This window comes from Caecibacteroides pullorum (genome assembly GCF_019239235.1).
GTDB lineage: Bacteria > Bacteroidota > Bacteroidia > Bacteroidales > Bacteroidaceae > Bacteroides > Bacteroides pullorum.
This window is the reverse complement of sequence record NZ_JAAZTS010000005.1, coordinates 49,585-70,610: the sequence shown is the minus strand read 5'-3', so window position 1 is coordinate 70,610 and position 21,026 is coordinate 49,585. Positions and strand designations below refer to the sequence as shown.

The following is a 21,026-nucleotide window of genomic DNA, read 5'->3' as shown; positions in this document are numbered from 1 at the left end:
CAAGTATTATGTATAGAATGATATTGAACGAGACATCCTATTTCGGTGCAGGATGTCGTGAGAACATTGCCGTTGAGGCTGCCCGCAGAGGTTTCAAGAAAGCCTTCTTCGTAACCGACAAAGATCTGATCCGTTTCCATGTAGCCGACAAGGTAATCGAAGTTTTCGAAAAGAATAATATCCCTTACGAACTGTTCAGCGACGTAAAGGCCAATCCGACCATTGCCAACGTACAACATGGTGTAGAGGCCTTCAAGGCATCGGGGGCCGATTTCATCGTGGCTTTGGGAGGCGGTTCTTCCATCGACACGGCAAAGGGTATCGGTATCGTAGTGAACAATCCCGATTTTGCCGATGTGAAATCCTTGGAAGGCGTGGCCAACACCCGTCAGAAGGCAGTTCCTACCTTTGCCTTGCCTACCACTGCTGGTACGGCGGCCGAGGTGACCATCAACTACGTTATCATCGACGAGGATGCCAAGAAGAAGATGGTTTGTGTCGATCCGAACGACATTCCCTCGGTAGCCATCGTTGACCCCGAACTGATGTACTCCATGCCGAAAGGGCTGACCGCCGCTACGGGTATGGATGCTTTGACCCACGCTATTGAAAGCTTCATCACGCCTGGTGCTTGGGTTATGTCCGATATGTTCGAACTGAAAGCTATCGAAATGATTGCTGCCAACTTGAAGGCAGCCGTAGACAATGGTAACGATACTGTTGCGCGCGAAGCTATGTCGCAAGCTCAATACATCGCTGGTATGGGCTTCAGTAACGTAGGCTTGGGCATCGTACACTCGATGGCTCATCCGTTGGGTGCCCACTATGATACGCCGCATGGCGTGGCCAATGCCCTCCTGCTTCCCTATGTCATGGAGTATAATGCCAATTCTCCAGCTGCTCCCAAGTATCTTCAGATAGCCAAGGCTATGGGTGTCAATACGGAAGGCATGAGCGAGGCTGAAGGTGTGCGTGCGGCCGTTGATGCTGTTCGTCAGTTGTCATTGAGCATCGGTATTCCTCAGAAGCTGCACGAGATTGGTGTTCGCGAGGAAGACCTGCATCAGTTGGCTATCGACGCCTTCAACGATGTTTGTACGGGTGGTAATCCTCGTCCTACTTCCATTGAAGATATTGAAGCTCTTTATCGTCAGGCTTATTGATAATTTGCATGTTGTGTTGCCTCCATTTTAGGGTTATGGAGCGATGCGAAGGCTGTACTTCCTTTTCGGGCAATTTTGTATGGATAGGGAGTGCGGCCTTTCCTTTTTAGGAAAAGGGTGTTTTCCTGTCCGTATCTCTATGTTTTAGGAGTGCTAAAAGTATCATTTGTTATTTAGATTTGTATTGGATACCATGAAAAAGTTTTTTTATTTGATTCTGATATGCACCTTGGCGGCTTGCGGTGTTGAAAGGCAGGAGCCTATTGATCGCGAGGCGTTGGTGGCGCGAAACAATCCACAGGTTTCTGCGTTCGATTCATTGGCTTCATTGTCTGTGGGTAATGGGGAGTTTGCCTTTACGGTAGACGTGACGGGTTTGCAGACTTTCCCTGAACGCTATTCCAAAGGTGTGCCTTTAGGAACACAGAGCCAGTGGGGGTGGCATAGTTTCCCAAATCCTCAAAACTTTCAGCCGGAAGATGCGTTGAAAGAGTTTGATTTCGGCCGTGGGCACAAGGAACTTTATGCTTGCCAGTTCAAAGAGGCAGGGCGTCAGCAAGATGCTTCCAACTGGTTGCGGATGAATCCACATCGTCTGCATTTGGGTGTCGTTGGTTTGGAATTGGGAGATAGTGTGGAGGTAGAAGACTTGACTGATGTGCGTCAAAGCCTTGATATGTGGAAGGGAACAGTAAGTAGCAATTTTACACTGAATGGTGTTGACTACGAGGTACAGACGGTGTGCCATCCCACTTTAGATATGATTTCGGCAAAGGTTGTGGATGAGGCCCGTTCGGGCATTAATCTTCGTTTCCCTTATCCTACCGGCCAACATTCAGACGATGCTTGCGATTGGAAGGCCAATGACAAGCATGCAACGGAAGTGGTGCGTCAGGATGCTCAATGTGCGGTCTTGAAGCGTACATTGGATGAAACATCTTACTACGTGACTCTCTCTTGGGAAGGAAAAGCCCATCTGTTGGAGAAAGAAAGGAACTATTACATTTTGGAACCTGAAGCGGATACATTGGCTTTCTCTTGTCGTTTTACCTCCGAACTTCTTAAGGAAACGTCCGATGCGTCTGTAGTTGAAACGCTACCGACTTTTGAAGAAACTTCCATCGAGAGTGCTGCCCATTGGAAAGAGTTTTGGACAAATGGTGCTGCCGTTGATTTTTCTCATTGCACCGATCCTAGAGCTAAGGAGTTGGAGCGTCGCGTGGTATTGTCTCAATACCTTCTGGCTATTCAATCTGCTGGTAGTTTTCCGCCACAGGAAACGGGTTTGACATATAATTCTTGGTTTGGAAAATTTCATCTGGAGATGATCTGGTGGCATCAGTCCTGGCTTGCTTTGTGGGGACATGAGAATTTGTTGGAGCGTACGTTGGGGTGGTATGAGACGGTTGAACCCGTTGCTCGTGAGATAGCTCGTCGTCAAGGTTTTGAAGGCGTACGTTGGATGAAAATGACAGATCCCAGCGGAATGGAAGCTCCTTCGAATGTGGGTTCTTTCCTGATATGGCAACAGCCCCATTTCATTTATTTGGCCGAATTGGTCTATCGTGCCCATCCTTCAGAAGAAATCATTCGCCGCTATAACCAATTAGTACAGGAGACGGCAGCTTTCATGTATTCCTTTGCTACGTATGACGAAATGGGGGCACGTTTCCTCTTGAAAGGATGCATTCCTGCTCAGGAAACTCTTCGTGCTGCTACCACTATCAATCCTCCTTTCGAACTTTCCTATTGGCACTATGCCATGCAAGTGGCTCAGAAGTGGCGCGAACGGGCAGGCATGGAGCGCAACCTGGCATGGGATGAACTGATAGACAAACTCTCCCCTCTGGCTTATAATGAGGAAGGATTGTATTTGGCTTCAGAAGATGCTACGGATACATATAAGGATATACGCTTCACGAGCGATCATATGGCTGTATTGGGGGCCGTAGGAATCCTGCCGATGAATTCTTTGATTCGAGAAGATTATATGAAAAATACGCTCCATTGGGTGTGGGACAATTGGAATTGGGGAAAGACCTGGGGATGGGACTATCCGATGACCGCCATGAATGCCGCCCGTATGGGTGAACCTGAGAAGGCCGTAGGTGCCTTGTTGATGGAGAAACGCACTAATACATACTTACTGAACGGGCATAATTATCAGGATGGGCGTCTACGTTGTTATCTGCCTGGTAATGGTGGCCTTTTGACGGCTATTGCCATGATGTGTGCCGGATGGGATGGATGTGAGGTGGATAATCCTGGTTTTCCGAAAGATGGTACATGGGATGTGCGTTGGGAAGGACTGAAGTCCATGCCTTGATGGGGATGATGTAAAAAATACGGCGGATGAAAAATCATCTGCCGTATTTCTGTCGGAATGAGGCGACTCGAACGCCCGACCCCTACGTCCCGAACGTAGTGCGCTACCAACTGCGCTACATTCCGATAATTTATTGGGAAAAAGTGGTGTCACCAGGAATCGAACCGGGGACACAAGGATTTTCAGTCCTTTGCTCTACCAACTGAGCTATGACACCATTTGCTTTTGCTTGATTGCGGGTGCAAAGGTAAATCTTTTTTTTGATACTACAAACCTTTTCTTGGAAAAAAGTATAAAAAAGGTGCCTCTCGTGTGGGAGGCACCTTGAAAAATGGGGAATATCAATCGATGTTCGGGTTGATGCTGTGCCAATCTTTGATGGCAGGCAGAACGCCCATTTCGATAACTTCGTCACGCAGGGTGCAGAGATGCTTGTAGCTTTCCTGCAACTTGGCTTCTTCTTCGGGCGTACCGTTCAGCTCTTTGTAGTGAACGCCGTCCTTAGTGATTTCTGTTTCCATAGCCATCATGATGTGGTCGAAGCCGTGGCTATATACATAGGTACCTGCAGGCCAACGGAACGGTTTTCCACCCATAGCGGCAGCAATCATTTCGATGGAAACGTATGCAGGGCTCTGGAAAGAAGAGCGGCCACGCAGAGCGATGATGTTGGCACCGCCTTTAGTTACCTTTGTCTGGATTTCAGCCCATTGTTCCTTGGTCAGTTCGGGTGTGCCGATGATGTCGAGCAACGGTTTTCCATCAACCTTGGCAGTAGAAGCATAAACGGCCATTTGTTCGCCATGACCACCATAAGTACGGCAATTTTCGATCTTGTCGGGAGACATGTTGAAGTGTTTTGCCAGTTCGCTACGCAGACGGGTGCTATCCAATGCGGCCAGTGTAGTAACCTGAGAAGGTTTCAAACCAGAATACAACAGGGTGATCAGACCAGTGATGTCGGCAGGGTTGAAGATAACAACTACATGTTTTACGTCGGGGCAATATGCCTTTACGTTCTTACCGAATTCTTCGGCGATGGCGGCGTTTCCTTTCAGCAAGTCTTCACGAGTCATACCAGCTTTGCGGGCAGCTCCACCTGAAGATACTACATATTTAGCTCCTGTCAGAGCTTCTTTGATGTCAGAAGTAAAGGTCAGGTTCAGTCCTTCGAAACCGCAATGGAACATTTCTTCTGCTACACCTTCCAAGCCGGGAGCATACGGATCGTACAGACAGATGTTCGGAGTGAGACGCATCATGATGGCTGTCTGGGCCATGTTAGAACCAATCATACCGGCTGCGCCGACGATTGTCAATTTCTCATTTGTAAGGAATTCCATAATTTTGTTATTTAAAGGTGAATAAATAAGTTCTCTTTTTAATTCCTGTTGCAAATATAACGCTTTTCTCATAGAGTTGTTCATATAAAAAAGTTATCTTTTAGATTGAAATGTTATAGCTTATCCTTACCTTTGTCGCAAAAGGCATTTTATGGAAATTAATTTAGGAAAATACAATACGTTGCGCGTAGTGAAAGAAGTGGATTTTGGCATGTACCTTGATGGAGGCATCGAGGGCGAAATTCTTCTTCCTAAGCGTTATGTCCCTCAAGGTTGCAAGCCTGGTGACGATTTGGAAGTTTTCATTTATTTGGACCAGGACGAGCGGTTGGTGGCGACTACTCAGAAACCTTATGCGCAGGTGGGCGATTTCGCCTGCCTGGAGGTGTCGTGGGTCAATCAATATGGCGCTTTTCTCAACTGGGGATTGATGAAGGACTTGTTTGTACCCTTCCGCGAGCAGAAAATGAAGATGGAGGTGGGCAAAAAGTACATCGTTCATGTGCATCTGGACGATGAAAGCTTCCGTATTGTGGCTTCGGCCAAGGTGGATCGATACTTGTCGAAGGAGAAGGCGGACTATAAGTGTGGCCAGGAAGTAGAGGTGCTGGTGTGGCAGAAGACCGACCTGGGTTTCAAGGCCATTATCGATAATAAGTATGGCGGTCTGCTCTATGAGAGTGAAATCTTCCAACCCTTGCATGTGGGGATGAAGCTGAAGGCTTATGTGAAGCAGGTGCGCGAGGATGGCAAGATCGATCTTGCTTTGCAAAAGATGGGCCAGGCGGGTGTAGAAGATTTTGCTTCCATCTTGCTGGAGCACATTCGTAGTAACGGCGGGTATACGACGCTCAATGACAAGAGTCCGGCTGAAGAAATCTATGCTCTCTTTGGCGTAAGCAAGAAAGTGTTCAAGAAGGCCGTAGGCGATCTGTATAAGAAGCGTTTGGTGGTGCTGGACGAAAAGGGCATCACCCTGGTTCGGTAAAGCGATGGCTTTCCGAGGAGGAAGGCTCTGGCTTCGAAAGTGCGAATGACTCCTTGGCGGGGCCACGAAGCACCACGTTGGCTATGTCCACCCCTTCGGCCTGCGCTTCATTGATGATGCCCTTCGCGGCCAGTCGTTGGGCTATAAGGCGGAAATATCCCTTCTGGCTATCTTTCAATCGTCCGTCAGGGGTAAAGGAGTTCTTGAAATGTTTGGGCTTGGGGATGATAGAAGCCAGGTAGATGGATTCTTCCAGCGTCAGCTCGGATGGGCGTTTGGCAAAGTAGAAGTCGGCTGCTTCGTGGATGCCATAGACGAGCGGCCCCCATTCGGCGATGTTCAGGTAAACTTCGTACATGCGTTCTTTCGATGTGAGCCGTTGGTGCTCGATGAGCCACACGATAAGTGCTTCTTCCAACTTGCGGGCGATGTTTTTGTTGCGGTTCAGAAAGACGTTTTTCACCAGTTGCATAGAAATGGTGCTTCCTCCGCGGGCAAAGCGATGGACTTTGAGGTCTTGTATCAGAGCCTCGCGTAGGGCGTCGGGCAGGAAGCCCTGATGATAGAAGAAGGCTCCGTCCTCGCTTTGTAGGACGGCCATCTGAAGGATGGCTGGTATTTGGTTCAATGGAGTGAAATGCTCCCATGAAGGTCCTACGGCAAAGGTACGTACGGGCCGATCGTCTTCGTAGGCGGTATATTCAAACTCTTCTGCCATTTTGCTCAGGTTCGTGTGGCCATAACTTTCGATGTGTACATCCTTTCCTTTCAATTCAGATTCCAACTTAAGGCTGTCCAAGTGGGCAAAGTCTACGTCGAGCAGGAAATGGTAGGCCAGCTGACCTTTGATGCGAATGTCGTCCAGGTTGTCGAACAGGCCACGGGGTAATGACGTGAAAAGGTCTTCGGCAGGGAACCAAGGCTTGTCCGTAACAGAGGTCAGATGCCAGTATCCGTTCTTCTGTTCTACCTTCAGGTAGGGATGGAAGTCCAGACGGTTGAAACGTACAAGGCTGGTACTATCCAGTTCGATGGAGGTAGGAGCGATGTTCAGATGAAACTCCAGCCGGCCATGGTCGAGGTTGACCAGTTCAGGTGAGAGGCGTCGGTGATAGACTTTCAATCCATTAACTTCTGTTTGTCCAATAAGGCGAGTCAGCTCTCGTCCAAGGCATTGTTGTTCGAAACGGCACGTCAGACTATCGAAGCTGACTTCGGCACCCAGACGTCGTTTAAGGTAGGGCAGGGTGATGTGGGGTGCGTGCAGAGTAGCGCTTAGCCGACGGTCGGAGGGATTGATTTCGCCCTCGGCCTGCCAGCGTTGCACGTAGTGGTCTTCGTCGGCTACGATGTCCGTTCGGAAGCGATGGTCTTGGATGTTGAATTGGGGGATATGGAGGTTGACGTAGTTGTTGTCTTTTTGTTCGGTGATGTTCAGGTGAGTTAGTGTGCCATTTCCCGGCAGGAAACCAAAGACGAGGTCGAGCAGCTTGTTGATGCGGAGGGTATAATCTTCTTCACTTCGTGGCGTGGTGGAAGGAGCGGATGCATCAGCCTCCGACGTGGGTCGGAAAAGAAAATCATAATTGGCTTCGGAACCATGCTTGACAAAACGCACGGCCAAGCTATCTAACTGAAGGTGGCGTATTTGTACATTGCCTTGGAGAAGTTCCCATAGGCTGAGTCGTGCTTGAAGCGAACCGAGGGTTAGGAGAGTATCTCGTTCATGTGGAACGATGCTCAGTCCTTCGAACAACACGGTGTTGATGCTTTTGAGGGTGAGGTGTCGGTAGCGGATGTCGAGTTCGTGGCGTTTGCCTACGGAGGCCAGCCGTTGCTCGACCATGTGGTTCAGAAGGACGTTGCGGAGAATGTAACCTCCCGCCGTCAGGAGGAGCAACAGGCCGATGAGGCCTGTTGCTATGCGGAGAATGCACTGCTTTTTCATCTGTAAACCTATGCTTTAGCAGGTGCAAAGATATCATTTATTTTTCTTATTCGATAGGTACCCCCTTGTAGAAGTCCAATATCTTGGTGCGGAACAGGTAGTCGTACTTGGCTTGGAGCTCGTCGCTTTGTGCCTTCATCAGGTTTTGTTTGGCTTCGTTGAACTCCACGGCGTTGGCTTTGCCATTCTCGAACTTCTGTGTCATCAGGCGGAAAGACTCCTCGCTGGCCAGGGCGGCCGCATGGCTACTGGTATATTTGCTTTCGGCGGCGGTGGCGTTGTACCAGGCCTGCTGGATTTCCTTGTAGAGCGTCTTCTTGGCGTTGTCCAGCTGGAGGGCGTAGTTCTCCTGCTGGAGGCGGGCGGTGCGAACACGGTTGCGCGTAGCCAGGCGGTTGAAGAGGGGTATGCTGAGGCTCACGCCCAGGTACTTGCTGAAGTTGTCGCCCATCTGCTGGCGGAAGGTGCGGTTGATGGTGGAGTAGTAGCTCGTACCCAGACTTCCGTTGAGGCTCAGTTGCGGATAATAGCCGCTTTGGGCGATGCGGACACTACGTTTGCTTCCCTCCAGACGGTATTGGGCGGCTTGGATGGAAGCCTTGCCAGTGAGGGCTGTCTGATAGATATCGTCGGGCGGGGTGATGGGCGACGGTGCGATGGCCGTAGAGGGTGATTCGAGCACGAAGCCTTCGGGCGACTCAAGTTCGATGAGCTGGCTCAGGGTGAGCAGGGCGAGGCGGTAGTCGTTTTCGGTTTGCACGGCCGTCATGCGGTCTTGCGCCACGCGGGCCTTGGCGTCGGCCACTTCGGCACTCGAAGCCTTGCCCACGCCTGCCAGTCCTTCGATGCGCTTGCATTGCTGGAGGCTCAGTTCCACCTGCCCGAGGGCCACTTCGTGGAGCTCCTGGTTGAAGAGCACCTGCAGATAGGCCGAAGCGATGTTGATGGAGATGTCTTCCTTGGCCTTCTCGAGGTCGGCGGTGGCGGCCTTCAGGTTCAGCTTGGCCAGGGCATACTGGTTGGGCAGCTCGAGGCCGGTGAAGAGGGGAATGCTAGTAGAAAGTTGCATGTTGGTGCCGTTGCTGGCCGTGTTGACGTAGACGGTGGAGTAGTCGCCAGTCGTCTCGTCGGGCACGGCGGTTTGCGTACGTCCCCAGTTCCAGCTCTGGTTGGCTCCTCCGCTCAGGTTGGGCAGGCGGGCCCACTTGGCGGTGTTCACTTCGACGGCGCTCTGCTCGGCCATGTTGGCGGCCTGGCGGATGTCGATATTGTGTTCGATGGCATGGTCGATGCATCGGCGCAACGACCACGTCTCTTGTGCCTGAAGGCCTGTGGCGAGGCAGGCCAGTGCGGCTATGGCGGATAGTTTGTTCATATCTGTATAAGTAAGGTTTTAGGGGTTAGTCTTCTTTTTCCTGATTCTTGGTGTTGTTGCGTATCAGGTCCTTGTCGGTGATGCCACTCTTGACGGCTATCTGGATGCCGTCGCTCATGCCCACTTCGATGGGTTGGCGGCGGAAGACCTGCTGGGGCACGCTATCGGTCAGCACATAGACAAAGGTGCTGTCGTCCTTGAACTCCACGCATCCTTCAGGGATGGCGAGGGCCTGGCTGGCACGTTCGAGCACGATTTCGCCGTTGGCGGAGTAGCCCGAGCGAATGACCACCGTATCGGGAACACTAACGGCCGCTTTGATCTCGAATTGGTTGGCGCCATTGTCTTCGGTCGATTTGGGCGCGATGTACTCCAGCGTAGCCTGGAAGGTGAGATCCTGCAAGGCGCCGATGGTAATCTTGACGGGCATGCCTTCGCTCACACGACCCACTTCGGTTTCGTCGATGTTGCCGCGGAAGATGAGGTCGTTCATGTCGGCCACGGTAGCGATGGTCGTACCGTCGTTGAAGGTGTTGCTCATGATGACCGAGTTACCCACCTTGACAGGCACGTCGAGGATGAGGCCCTCGATGGTGGAGCGTATCAGGGTGCTCGAGAAGGAGGCGCTGCTCTGCGTGATGCCTTCCTTCACGATCTGAAGATTGTCCTTGGCGGCCTGCAATTCCTCGCGGGCCTGCTTTACGGTCACTTCCCCTTTCTCGTACTCCTCGGAGCTGATGAGCTTGTCGGCGTAGAGCTTCTCGAGGCGGGCAAAGTCGGTTTCGGCCTGGCGCCCGTTGATTTCGGCCAGGCGTACGCGGCTCTCGGCGGCGTTGAGCGTACCCAGTTCGGGAATGACCTTCACCTTGGCTATCACTTCGCCCTTCTTCACCTTCTGGCCGGCTTCCTTGTAGACTTCTTCGATGATGCCCGATATCTGAGGCTTGATGAGGACTTCGTCTCTCGGCTCTATCTTGCCGGTGACGACGGTGGTCTTTTCCAGGTCGGCCACGGCGGGGCGGACGGTGTCGTAGAGGGTGACTTCGGGTTGGGACTTCTGGTACAGGAACACGAAGGTCCAGATGAAGATGCCGGCCACGATGACCAGCAACGCGATTTTCAGAATCTTTCTTGTTTTCATGTCGATATGTTTTTTTGTTTTTATTTCTATAATAGGATGGAGTAAATCGGAGGTGGAACAACTATTCGTCGCGTATCGCCTCTATCGGCTTGATGGCCATGGCGCGGTAGGCCGGCGCGAGCCCCGCCAGCACGCCGAGGGCAATGAGCAGCACGCAGGTACCCACGGCCATGCCGAAGCTGACCTGATAGTGCGTCTCGACGACACCCTGCGGATTGGCCGCCGCCTCGAGCACCTGGAGCACCAGCACGGCCAGCGAAATACCCGCCATGCCTGCCACGGTAGTCAGCACCATGCTCTCGGAGAGTATCTGCTGGAGAATGTCGCGCGGACGGGCCCCGATGGCGCGTCGGATGCCTATCTCGGTGGTGCGCTCGCGCACGGTGACCATCATGATGTTCGACACGCCGATGGCTCCTGCAAAGAGCGTGCCCAGCCCCACCATCCAGATGAGGATGTGTACGCCCGTCATCAGGGCATCTATCATGGAGAACATGGCTTCCACGTTGAGCATCATCACCGCCTGCTGGTCGTCGGGCGAGATGTAGTGGGCGGCCTTGATGGTTTGCTTCACCTGCTCTTCCACGTCGGCCACCTTCACTCCAGGCTTCATGGTGAAGCACACGAGCTCGACGGTGTTGCCCAGGTTGTACATCTTTTGCATCGTGGTATAGGGCAGGGTGACGGCTTCGGAAGCCTGTCCCTGTATGTTGACGTTGCCCTCGGACGAGCACATGCCCACCACGCGATAGTAGATGCTGTCCACTTGCACGTACTTGCCGCAGGGGTCACCTCCCTTGGGGAAGAGGCTCTCGTAGACACGCTTGCCGATGACGCACACCTTGCGTGCTTCGCGGATGTCCACGTCGTTGATGAAGCGTCCGTAGGCCATTTCCTGATGCTCTATCTGTTCGTAGTCGGGGTAGAGCCCTTTGACGCTACAATCGTATTTGTTGCCCTCGTAGATGGCCGTTTTGCCCCATTGGGCTACCGAGGGAGTGGAAATCTCTATGGGGGCCAGTTTGCCGATGCGCTCCACGTCGGCCATTTCGAGGTCCCAGCTTCGTCCTTTGCGGAAGCCTTTGTAGGCCTCGCCCGTCTTTTGGGCGAAGATGAAGCCCGAGTTGGTGGCAAAACCTTCGAATTCTTTACGCAACTCCTGCTCCATGCCTTGGCCGCCTCCCATGAGGGCCACGAGCATGAAGATGCCCCAGAATACGCCGAAGGCCGTGAGCAGGCTTCGCGTCTTGTTGCGGGTGATGGTGACGAGGATTTCCTCGCAGGTATCTTTGTCTATTTTCATAATGCCTAATTTTCAATTATCCATTTCCCATTCTCCATTAATCCGCCCTCAATGCCTCGATGGGCTTGATTTTCGTGGCCTTGCGGGCAGGGAAAAAACCGGCCAGCGTGCCGGCTACGATGAGCGTCACTGTAGCCTGTATGGCGATGCGAAGGTCTACCGTCGGGTCGCTGAACATCTTGGCCTGGAACATGCTGGCATCCATCGTTTGGTTGCCGAAGGTGTTGTCCATCCACTCCGTCACGCCGATGCCCGCCACCATGCCGATGTAGCCGAAGAGGGTGGTGATGACGACACTCTCCACGATGATGAGCCACAGGATGGAAGCCGGCTTGGCGCCCAGTGCCTTGCGGATGCCGAACTCGTGGGTGCGCTCGCGCACGGTGATGAGCATGATGTTCGACACGCCCACGATGCCGCTCAGCAACGTGAAGATGCCGATGACCCAGATGGCCGTGCGCAGGATGCCCATGGCGTTCATGGTGCGCAGGTAGTCGGTAAAGCGGTTCCATATCCAGATGGCGCCCGTGTCGTCGGGCGAGAAGCGGTGGTTGGCGCCGATGACGCGGCGGTATTCCGCTTCGAAGGCTTCGTTGCTCTCGAGGGAGGTCAGGCCGTCGGTGGTCAGGAGGATGTTGTTCAGCTTGTTGCCCTTGTTGTAGATGGTCTGCAGGGTGCTGAAGGGGATGTAGGCTTCGCTCGGTTCGCTGTTGCCCTGGTCGTTGTAGATGCCCACCACCTGATAGGCCACGCCCCCGGCGTTGACAAACTGGCCGATGGGCTCGGTGTGGGTCTTGCCGAAGAGGATATCGGCCGACTTCTGGTGGAGGACGATGACCTTGCGCCGCTCCTTCAGGTCGATGTCGTTGATGAAGCGCCCCTCGGCGGTCTTTACGGCCTCGATTTCCGTGTAGTTGGGGTGTACGCCCAGCAGGGAGAGGTTGACGTACTCCTTGCCGAAGCTGATGTTGAGGCCGCTCTGGCGCACGGTGGCGCCCACGCTTGTCACGTTGTCGGGAAATTGCGTTTCGGTGTCCGTCAGGTCGCGGTTGTCCAGCTCGATGCGCCGCCCTTCCTTCAGGCCGTCGTACGACTGGGTGGTCCAGCCGGGGAAGATGCGGATGGAGTTGAGCGCCCGTTCGGACGAGTTTTGCTCGAAAGCGTGGATGAGGCCGTTGCCCGCGCCCAGCAGCACGATGAGCATGAAGATGCCCCACGCCACGGCAAAGCCCGTCAGGAAGGTGCGTAGCTTGTTGCGCCGCAGGGTGCCGTATATTTCTTGCCAAAGGTCAATCATGGGAATTGAGAATTGAAAATTGATAATTGTGATAATTGTGATTTGTGATTTGAGAATGGGGGGGCCATTCTCCATTTTCCATTAAACAATTACTTCATGAACCCGTCGCGGCCGAAAGGCGAAGCGTCGTGGTTCAGGTTCTCTTCGATGGTGCCTATCACGCCGTCCTTGATGTGGATAATCTTGTCCGTCTGGTTGGCCACACCGCTTTCGTGGGTCACGACGACGATGGTCATGCCCGTCTGGTGGAGGTCCTTCAGGATCTGCATCACTTCGACCGAGGTCTTGCTATCGAGGGCTCCCGTTGGCTCGTCGGCCAGGATGATTTGCGGACGGGTGATGAGGGCACGGGCGATGGCCACGCGTTGCTTCTGTCCGCCGCTCATCTCGTTGGGCATGTGGTGGGCCCAGTCCTTCAGGCCCAGGCGGTCGAGGTACTCCATCGCCAGGGTGTTGCGTTTCTTGCGGCTCACGCCCTGGTAGAACAGGGGCAGGGCCACGTTCTCCACCGCGTTCTTGAACGAGATGAGGTTGAACGACTGGAAGATGAAGCCTATCATGCGGTTGCGGTATTCGGCGGCGCGTGTCTCGCTCAGGTTCTTGATGAGCGTGCCGTTCAGGTAGTATTCGCCCGTGTCGTAGTTGTCCAGTATGCCCAATATATTAAGTAAGGTGGACTTTCCCGACCCCGATGCACCCATGATGGATACGAACTCTCCCTTTGCGATATCCAGATTGATGCCCTTCAGAACGTGGAGCGGCGCTCCGTTGTAGTAGGTCTTGTTGATGTCTTTTAGCTGTATCACGACTTTCTTCGATTTTATGCTTGTTTTCGCTATTAGACGCACGTATGTGATAAAAAGTTGCAAAAGATACGGACTTTTTTTCTTTTTTTCTGCTAACGTGTGCGTGTCGGGTATCTTTTTTTTAGGGAAAAGATTTTGTTGTTTCGTTTTTCTTTGTCAAATTTGTAACCAACATTAATATTAACCCTTTAAACAAAAGAGAATATCATGAATACGAACATGGAGAAACCCTATGTGGTGGGTATCGACATAGGCGGTACGAATACTGTATTTGGCATTGTAGATGCGCGTGGAACGGTGATTGCAAGCAGCTCTATCAAGACGGGCGCTTATACGGAAGTGGAAACATACGTGGACGAAGTTTGCAAGAACCTGCTTCCCCTGCTCGAAGCCAATGGCGGAAAAGATAAAATCAAGGGTATCGGCGTGGGTGCCCCCAACGGCAACTATTATACGGGTACCATCGAGTTTGCTCCCAACCTTCCGTGGAAGGGTGTCATTCCCCTGGCTGCCTTGTTCGAAGAGCGCCTGGGCATACCGACGGCTCTGACCAACGACGCCAACGCGGCCGCCATCGGCGAAATGACCTACGGCGCGGCCCGTGGTATGAAGGACTTCATCATGATCACGCTGGGTACGGGCGTAGGTAGCGGCATCGTCATCAACGGCCAGCTGGTTTATGGCCACGACGGATTTGCCGGCGAGCTGGGCCATGTCATCGTGCGCCGCGAGAATGGACGTGTCTGCGGTTGCGGTCGCAAAGGATGCCTCGAGACCTATTGTTCGGCTACGGGCGTGGCACGCACGGCCCGCGAGTTCCTGACGGCCCGCACAGAGCCCAGTCTGCTCCGCTCCATCCCGGCCGAGAACATCACGTCGAAAGATGTGTACGACGCTGCCGTGAAGGGCGACAAGCTGGCTCAGGACATCTTCAACTTTACGGGTACGATCTTGGGTGAAGCGCTGGCCGATGCTATCGCCTTCTCGAGCCCCGAAGCCATCGTGCTCTTCGGCGGTCTGGCCAAGTCGGGCGACTATATCTTCAAGCCTATCCAGGAGTCCATCGACAAGAACGTGCTCAACATCTACAAGGGCAAGACCAAGTTGCTGATGTCCGAGCTGAAGGATGCCGATGCTGCCGTGCTGGGTGCCAGTGCGCTGGGCTGGGAGCTGAAGTAACCGCTTTTGTAAGAAATTGAAAGAACTGGCACAACGGGTGCGGAAAATGATCGTCGCCCGTCTGTGTCAGTTATTTTTATGTTGCAATGCAAGGCCTGTCGTCGCTTTGGAAGGAGGTGCAGACTAGCGTCCGCTTGTGAATTTCTTCGATGGAAACGGCAATTTTTGCATCTGTTCCTGTCTTCGGGAGCCTCGTTCTTGGCGGATTTTGCTGGAGTGGGGTGGGCGATAGCCTTCGCTTTTTGTCATAAAAAAGGGAAGCCTCCGTATGTGGAAGCTTCCCTCTTTTATTTTGTTCTGGCCAGACGGCCTTGGCCTTAGGCGTTGGCTCTTTTCTCTTTGATACGAGCTTTCTTGCCGGTGAGGTTGCGCAGGTAGTACAACTTGGCGCGACGAACTTTACCGATCTTGTTCACCTCGATGCTGTCGATAGCCGGTGATTCGATGGGGAAGATACGTTCTACACCTACAGTACCCGACATCTTGCGAACGGTGAAACGCTTCTTTTCACCATGGCCGGAAATTTTGATAACAACGCCGCGATACAGCTGAACGCGTTCCTTGTTACCTTCTACGATACGGTATGCTACGGTTACGGTGTCACCTGCCTTGAAGCTGGGGTGCTGCTTGCCGGTAGCAAATGCTTCTTCTGCAATTTTAATTAAATCCATTGTTCTAATTGGTTAAATTGTTATCGTTACTACGCAACATACCAGGCTTCTCTCTGTTTTTCCTGACAGCGATTGCGCGAAAGCGGATGCAAAGGTGCGAATTATTTGTCGGATACACAAATGTTTGGCGCTTTTTTTGTGCTTTTGCGAGGAAAAGCCGGCCGTTCGTCTTTGTTGAAGGACTGGTTTTTCGTGGTGAATGGTTGGGTGCGGGTGCTGGTGTGGTGGAAGCGTTTGTCTCTTTTTCTCTTTGCTTGTTTAGATGTGCAGTGTTTAATATTTTCTTAGCCTGTTTCTTCTTCCTCTGATCACGATTATCACAAATCACAAATCACAATTAGCCGAAACGATTTTTACCTGTTGTACCGAAAGAGAAGTGTTAAATAATTTAATATTATATATATATTATATTATATATAATATATATATAATATTATTTTTCGCTCCCGCTTCCTTTGGCTGGGTTGAAAATCTATTTTCGATAATTGTGATTTGTGATTTGTGATATTTGTGACGCTTGAAGCGTAGGTCGGAACATGTGGCGTTCTTGTGGATGATGCCTATTGCTAGTTCCGATTTTTTTTCGTATTTTTGTGTCGGTTTAAAAATACGATGAACGCATGGAAAAGAAAAATACATACTCGAAGTGGATGGCGGTGGTGCTGCTGGCCTGCGTATGCGGCTTGGTCTCCTGCCGTGCGGAATACGAAGTGACGAAGGTGGAAGGCACGCGGGTGGCGATGGACGCCACCTGGGATGCGGAGCCTGACAAGGATGCCCTGGCGCTGCTGGAGCCCTACAAGGCTGGGGTGGATAGCGTGATGGGCGAGGTGAAAGGCGTGGCCGCCGTGTTGATGGACCGCTTCCGTCCCGAAAGTCCCCTGTCCAACCTCATAGCCGACGTCTTGCGCCAGGCCGCCGCCAGCGTGCTGGGCCGTCCGGCCGACGTGGGGCTGGTCAACGTGGGCGGCATTCGCAACGTGCTGACCGAGGGCAACATCACCACGCAGAACATCTACGAAATCCTGCCCTTTGAAAACTCGCTCTGTGTGCTCACGCTGGGCGGAGCCGCCCTGAAGGAGCTTTGCGCCAACATTGCCGCCCGTGGCGGTGAGGGGGTGAGCGGGCTGAACCTGGTCATCGATGCCGAAGGCCACCTGCTCGAGGCGAAGGTGGGCGGACAGGCCATCGACGAGGGGCGCACCTACACCGTGGGCACCATCGACTTCCTGGCCGAGGGCAACGACGGTATGGCGGCCCTGACCCGCGCCAGCCAGCGCCAGTGTCCCGAGGAAGCCACGCTCCGCGGCCTTTTCATGGACTACGTGGAGCGCGAGACGGCTGCCGGACGGAAGATAGAGGCGCGCATCGAAGGCCGTGTGGTGATGAAGAAATGAACAATGTAAACTCAAGAAAGAAAGGATTATCGCAATGATGAAACGAATCTATATGCTGCTTTGGCTGGCCGGATGCCTGGCACTGAGCCTCTCCGCCCAGCAGACAAAAGAACTCTATCTGCTCCAGACGAGCGACATGCACAGCCGTGTGGAACCCCTGGCCGCCGATGCCGCCGACGCCGATGCCGGTAAGGGTGGATTGGCCCGCCGTGCCGCCTTCGTCCGCCAGTTCTGTGCCGAACATCCCAACACGCTCGTGCTCGATTGTGGCGACATCTCGCAAGGCACGCCCTACTACAACTTCTACAAGGGCGAGGTCGAAATCCAGCTGATGAACCACATGGGCTACGACGCCATGACCATCGGCAACCATGAGTTCGACTTCGGTATGGAGAACATGGCCCGCCTCTTCCGCATGGCTCGCTTTCCGGTGGTCTGCTCCAACTACGACGTGACAGGTACGCCGCTCGAGGGACTGGTGAAGCCCTATGTGGTCATCGAACGCGACGGCTTGCGCATCGGCCTTTTCGGCCTGGCTCCCCAACCCGAAGGACTGATACAGGCCGACAAGTGTCAGGGCGTGGTTTACAAAGACCCCATCCCCGTGGCGCAGGAGATGGCCGACCTCCTTCGTAACGAGGAACATTGCGACGCCGTCATCTGCCTGTCGCATCTGGGCATCCGCGGTATCGATCCCAAAGCCATGAGCGACGAGAAGCTGGTAGTGGCCACTTCGGGCATCGACGCCATCCTTGGCGGACACTCGCACACGTTTATGGAGACTCCCGCCTTCTACCCCAATGCCGAGGGGCGCGAGACGCCCGTGTTCCATACGGGCAAGAACGGCGTGTATGTGGGAGTGTGGACATTGACGTTAACGAAAAAATAATCTCTCAGCCGCTATGAAAAACACTTCGTTGAAACGCATCTGCCTGCTGGCCGTCCTGATATTGTTCTTTGTCAACCGTCCTATGTCCGATGCCCAAAGCGTGCCTGCTTCCACGCCCCGCGGAGAGGCTTCCTTCCTCTATGCGATGAAAGACGATGCAGGTTGCCGTCAATGGGTGGACTCCGTCATGCAGACCTTGAGCCTGCGCGAGCGTATCGGCCAGCTTTTCATCTATACGATTGCTCCCACACAGACCAAGGCAAACGTAGATCTCCTGCGCAAGGTGGTGAAAGACTACAAGGTGGGCGGCCTCTTGTTCTCCGCCGGCGAGGTGCCCAATCAGGTGGCGCTGACCAATCTGGCTCAGGAGTGGGCCGACGTACCTCTGATGATCACCTTGGATGGCGAATGGGGCCTGGCCATGCGCCTGAAGGAGACGCCCCGCTTTCCTCGCAACATGGTGTTGGGATGCATCGCCGACGATAGCCTGCTCTACGAATACGGGCGCGAGGTGGCCCGCGAGTGCCGCGAGATGGGCATCCACGTCAACTTTGCCCCTGTGGCCGACGTGAACATCAATCCCTCGAACCCCGTCATCAATACCCGCTCCTTTGGCGAAGACCCCGCGAACGTGGCCCGCAAGGTTGTGGCCTATGCCCGTGGCCTCGAAGACGGAGGCGTGGTTTCTGTAGCCAAGCATTTCCCTGGTCATGGCGATACGAACGTCGATTCCCACAAAGCCCTGCCCACGTTGCGCTTCTCGCGCGAAAGATTGGATAGTGTGGAGCTTTATCCCTTCCGCCAGGTGATAGACGCGGGGCTGAACGGCATCATGGTGGGCCATCTGGCCGTACCCGCGCTGGAGGGTAGGGAAGGAGTGCCTACTTCCCTCTCGCGCAAGATTACACACGACCTCCTCGTCGATGAACTTCGCTTCAAGGGGCTGGTTTTTACGGACGCCCTTGCCATGAAAGGCGTTTCGGGTAGCGCTTCCCTCTGCCTCGAGGCGTTGAAGGCGGGCCATGACCAGTTGCTCGTGCCGCGTCGCATCAAGGAAGATGTCGATGCGGTACTTCGTGCCGTGAAGCACGGCGAACTTTCCAAAGAAGACATTGCGCGCCGATGCCGCAAGGTGCTGACCTACAAATATGCGTTGGGATTGAATCGGAAACCTTTCGTACGCCTGTCGGGACTCAGTACGCGGCTCAATACGCCTCAGGCGCGCGACCTTGTGCGCCGCTTGAGTCTGGCGGCCGTCACCGTGCTGGGCAACGAGGAGAAGACCTTGCCCTTGGATCCTACATTGAAAGACGTGGCCGTAGTCAACGTGGGCGACCATGCGGAGCTGATGCCCTTCATGCAAGCCCTGCGTCCCTATGCCGAGCCCGAGCGGTTCGACGTGGCGCGTGGCATGAATGCCTCGCAATGTGCTGCGTTCCAGAAACGACTTGCTTCCTATCGTCGGGTACTGGTGTGTGTCACTGAGGACAATCTGGACGCCTATCGCACTTTCTTTGAAACCTTTGCTCCAGAAGTCCCCGTGGTTTATGTTCTTTTCGTCCAAGGTTATCGGTTGGAGTCGTGGATGGACGGATGCCTCAAGAAGGCGTCGGCCGTAGTTCTGGCCCATGCCTCCGACGAAGAGGTGCAACAAGGCGTGGCGGATATACTCTATGGCGTAGCGGGTGCCGACGGTCGTCTTTCGGCCAGCATCGGCGAAGCTTTTGTTGCAGGCGAGGGCGTCACCATCGAGCCGCGCACGCTTCCCCGCTACAACCCCGACGAACATGGCATGGATGCGGGCATTCTTTCTCAGATTGACGACATCGTGGAGGAGGGTATCCGCAAGGGGGCTTTTCCTGGTTGTCAGGTCGTCGTGTGGAAGGATGGGCACGAGATGTTCAACAAGGCTTTCGGTACGCAGGAGAAAGGAGGAAAGGTTCCCGTGGAGGCAACCGACGTCTACGACCTGGCTTCGCTTACCAAGATGACGGCCACTCTGCTGGCCGTGATGAAACTCTATGATCAGGGCCTTCTTAGCTTGACCGACTACGCTTCGACTTACCTTCCTTTCCTGAAGGGGACGGACAAGGAGCGCATCACTATTCGCGAATTGTTGATGCACGAGTCGGGTTTGCCTTCTACTATCTTGTTCTATCAGGATGCTATCGACAAGGAAAGCTACGCCGGCACGTTGTTTAAAGCGAGTGCCGATCGCCTCCACACCGTCCGCCTCGGACGTAAAACGTGGGGCAATCCCCATTTTCGTTTCCGTGCAGGGTTGACTTCTCCTTTCAGGACTGATAGTTGCACCATTCAGGTGTCCGATAGCCTTTGGCTCCAAGCCTCCTTCAAGCAGGAGATGATGCGGAAGATTGCCGATGCGCGCCTTCGCGACAAACGTTACCGCTATAGTTGTGTGGGTTTCATCCTTCTCCAGCAGGTAGTCGAAGTTCGTACGGGCCTTTCGATGGATGAATTCCTTCACAAAGAATTTTATGGGCCGATGGGATTGACACATACAGGTTTTCGTCCTTTGGCTTTCCTGTCTGCTCGCCACATCGTACCTACTTCGACTGATGCCTTCCTGCGCAAGACTACTTTGCGAGGCTTTGTCCACGACGAGTCGGCCGCTTTTCTTGGTGGGGTGTCGGGCAATGCTGGCCTGTTCTCGAATGCTTCCGAAGTCGCCGCCCTTTGCCAGATGCTACTCGACGACGGAGTCTATCAGGGCAAGCGTTACTTGAGTGCCGAGACATGCCGAACGTTTACGACTCAGACTTCACGCATCAGCCGTCGGGGATTGGGTTTCGATAAGCCTGGCAAGGCCAATGAGCGCTTCAGCCCTTGTTGTGAATCTGCTCCTGCTTCCGTCTATGGCCATACAGGCTTTACGGGTACTTGTGCCTGGGTCGATCCCGACAATGGTCTTGTCTACGTGTTTTTGAGCAATCGTATTTCTCCCGATGTCTGTAACAATCTGTTGATGGAGCTTGATGTGCGTGAACGTATTCATGAGACGATATACCGAGCTTTGCGCACAGGAAGATGATAGAGAAGGTTTATCGATGGCACAACTTTGACTATGCATTTATTATTAAAAATCAACAATCTTGTTTATAATATTCATATATATTGTAAACGTCTATAGTTTGACTTTTCTTTGATGTTGATGAAGTAATTTGTAGTCAAGAGCTGTG

Annotated in this window: 15 protein-coding genes and 2 tRNA genes; 7 read left to right on the top strand and 10 right to left on the bottom strand. The window is 53.4% G+C overall.

All coding sequences use genetic code 11. From position 1 onward, the window contains the following. Positions 1-8: 8 nt before the first annotated feature. Together fucO and HF894_RS05695 are read left to right on the top strand one after the other, a co-directional pair. A complete protein-coding gene (gene fucO, locus HF894_RS05700) occupies positions 9-1,163 on the top strand; it encodes a lactaldehyde reductase (protein ID WP_075318467.1) in 1,155 nt (384 codons plus the stop codon). Positions 1,164-1,356: 193 nt separating this feature from the next. Beyond that, a complete protein-coding gene (locus HF894_RS05695; RefSeq protein WP_204971399.1) occupies positions 1,357-3,489 on the top strand; it encodes a hypothetical protein in 2,133 nt (710 codons plus the stop codon). 52 nt (positions 3,490-3,541) lie between these two features. On the opposite strand, the gene HF894_RS05690 is transcribed toward HF894_RS05695, so the two are convergent. The 3 genes from HF894_RS05690 to HF894_RS05680 all read right to left on the bottom strand — a co-directional run bounded on the left by HF894_RS05690 (position 3,542) and on the right by HF894_RS05680 (position 4,832). After that, positions 3,542-3,614, bottom strand: a tRNA-Pro gene (locus HF894_RS05690). A 19-nt stretch (positions 3,615-3,633) separates the two neighbouring features. Further along, positions 3,634-3,706, bottom strand: a tRNA-Phe gene (locus HF894_RS05685). Positions 3,707-3,830: 124 nt separating this feature from the next. Then, positions 3,831-4,832 carry a malate dehydrogenase gene (locus HF894_RS05680; RefSeq protein WP_075318468.1) on the bottom strand — a complete coding sequence of 334 codons (1,002 nt, stop codon included), beginning with the start codon at positions 4,830-4,832 and terminating at the stop codon, positions 3,831-3,833. A 151-nt stretch (positions 4,833-4,983) separates the two neighbouring features. Here HF894_RS05680 and HF894_RS05675 point away from each other — a divergent pair, with 151 nt between their 5' ends. Then, on the top strand, positions 4,984-5,820 hold the full coding sequence (locus tag HF894_RS05675; protein WP_204971398.1) for a CvfB family protein: 837 nt from the start codon (positions 4,984-4,986) through the stop codon (positions 5,818-5,820). Here the strand turns inward: HF894_RS05675 and HF894_RS05670 are convergent. The 6 genes from HF894_RS05670 to HF894_RS05645 all read right to left on the bottom strand — a co-directional run bounded on the left by HF894_RS05670 (position 5,804) and on the right by HF894_RS05645 (position 13,690). Further along, positions 5,804-7,768: a transglycosylase domain-containing protein gene (locus tag HF894_RS05670; RefSeq protein WP_204971397.1), complete on the bottom strand. Its 1,965-nt coding sequence runs from the start codon at positions 7,766-7,768 to the stop codon at positions 5,804-5,806. The genes HF894_RS05675 and HF894_RS05670 overlap by 17 nt on opposite strands. Before the next feature lie 46 nt (positions 7,769-7,814). After that, positions 7,815-9,143 (bottom strand): TolC family protein, encoded by a 1,329-nt coding sequence (locus HF894_RS05665; protein ID WP_204971396.1) that lies wholly within the window; start codon positions 9,141-9,143, stop codon positions 7,815-7,817. Positions 9,144-9,168: 25 nt separating this feature from the next. Next, positions 9,169-10,284 (bottom strand): efflux RND transporter periplasmic adaptor subunit, encoded by a 1,116-nt coding sequence (locus HF894_RS05660; RefSeq protein ID WP_021846398.1) that lies wholly within the window; start codon positions 10,282-10,284, stop codon positions 9,169-9,171. Between the two features lie 61 nt (positions 10,285-10,345). Continuing rightward, a complete protein-coding gene (locus HF894_RS05655) occupies positions 10,346-11,587 on the bottom strand; it encodes an ABC transporter permease (RefSeq protein WP_204971395.1) in 1,242 nt (413 codons plus the stop codon). Positions 11,588-11,624: 37 nt separating this feature from the next. Next, a complete protein-coding gene (locus HF894_RS05650; protein WP_204969086.1) occupies positions 11,625-12,884 on the bottom strand; it encodes an ABC transporter permease in 1,260 nt (419 codons plus the stop codon). Positions 12,885-12,973: 89 nt separating this feature from the next. Beyond that, positions 12,974-13,690: an ABC transporter ATP-binding protein gene (locus HF894_RS05645; protein WP_075319266.1), complete on the bottom strand. Its 717-nt coding sequence runs from the start codon at positions 13,688-13,690 to the stop codon at positions 12,974-12,976. Between the two features lie 207 nt (positions 13,691-13,897). Here HF894_RS05645 and HF894_RS05640 point away from each other — a divergent pair, with 207 nt between their 5' ends. Then, the gene (locus HF894_RS05640; RefSeq protein ID WP_021846402.1) at positions 13,898-14,869 is read left to right on the top strand and encodes an ROK family protein; all 972 of its coding nucleotides are present in this window, start codon (positions 13,898-13,900) and stop codon (positions 14,867-14,869) included. Positions 14,870-15,186: 317 nt separating this feature from the next. On the opposite strand, the gene rplS is transcribed toward HF894_RS05640, so the two are convergent. Further along, a complete protein-coding gene (gene rplS, locus HF894_RS05635; protein WP_021846403.1) occupies positions 15,187-15,540 on the bottom strand; it encodes a 50S ribosomal protein L19 in 354 nt (117 codons plus the stop codon). Positions 15,541-16,160: 620 nt separating this feature from the next. On the opposite strand from rplS, the gene HF894_RS05630 reads away from it, so the two are divergent. Genes HF894_RS05630 through HF894_RS05620 form a run of 3 tightly spaced genes read left to right on the top strand, consistent with a single transcriptional unit; the run spans position 16,161 to position 20,878 of the window. Next, on the top strand, positions 16,161-16,937 hold the full coding sequence (locus tag HF894_RS05630; protein ID WP_204971394.1) for a 5'-nucleotidase C-terminal domain-containing protein: 777 nt from the start codon (positions 16,161-16,163) through the stop codon (positions 16,935-16,937). Between the two features lie 37 nt (positions 16,938-16,974). Beyond that, positions 16,975-17,826 (top strand): bifunctional metallophosphatase/5'-nucleotidase, encoded by an 852-nt coding sequence (locus HF894_RS05625; protein ID WP_075319268.1) that lies wholly within the window; start codon positions 16,975-16,977, stop codon positions 17,824-17,826. 28 nt (positions 17,827-17,854) lie between these two features. Beyond that, positions 17,855-20,878, top strand: a complete 3,024-nt coding sequence (locus HF894_RS05620; RefSeq protein WP_394369821.1) for a glycoside hydrolase family 3 N-terminal domain-containing protein — start codon at positions 17,855-17,857, stop codon at positions 20,876-20,878. Positions 20,879-21,026: the final 148 nt, after the last annotated feature.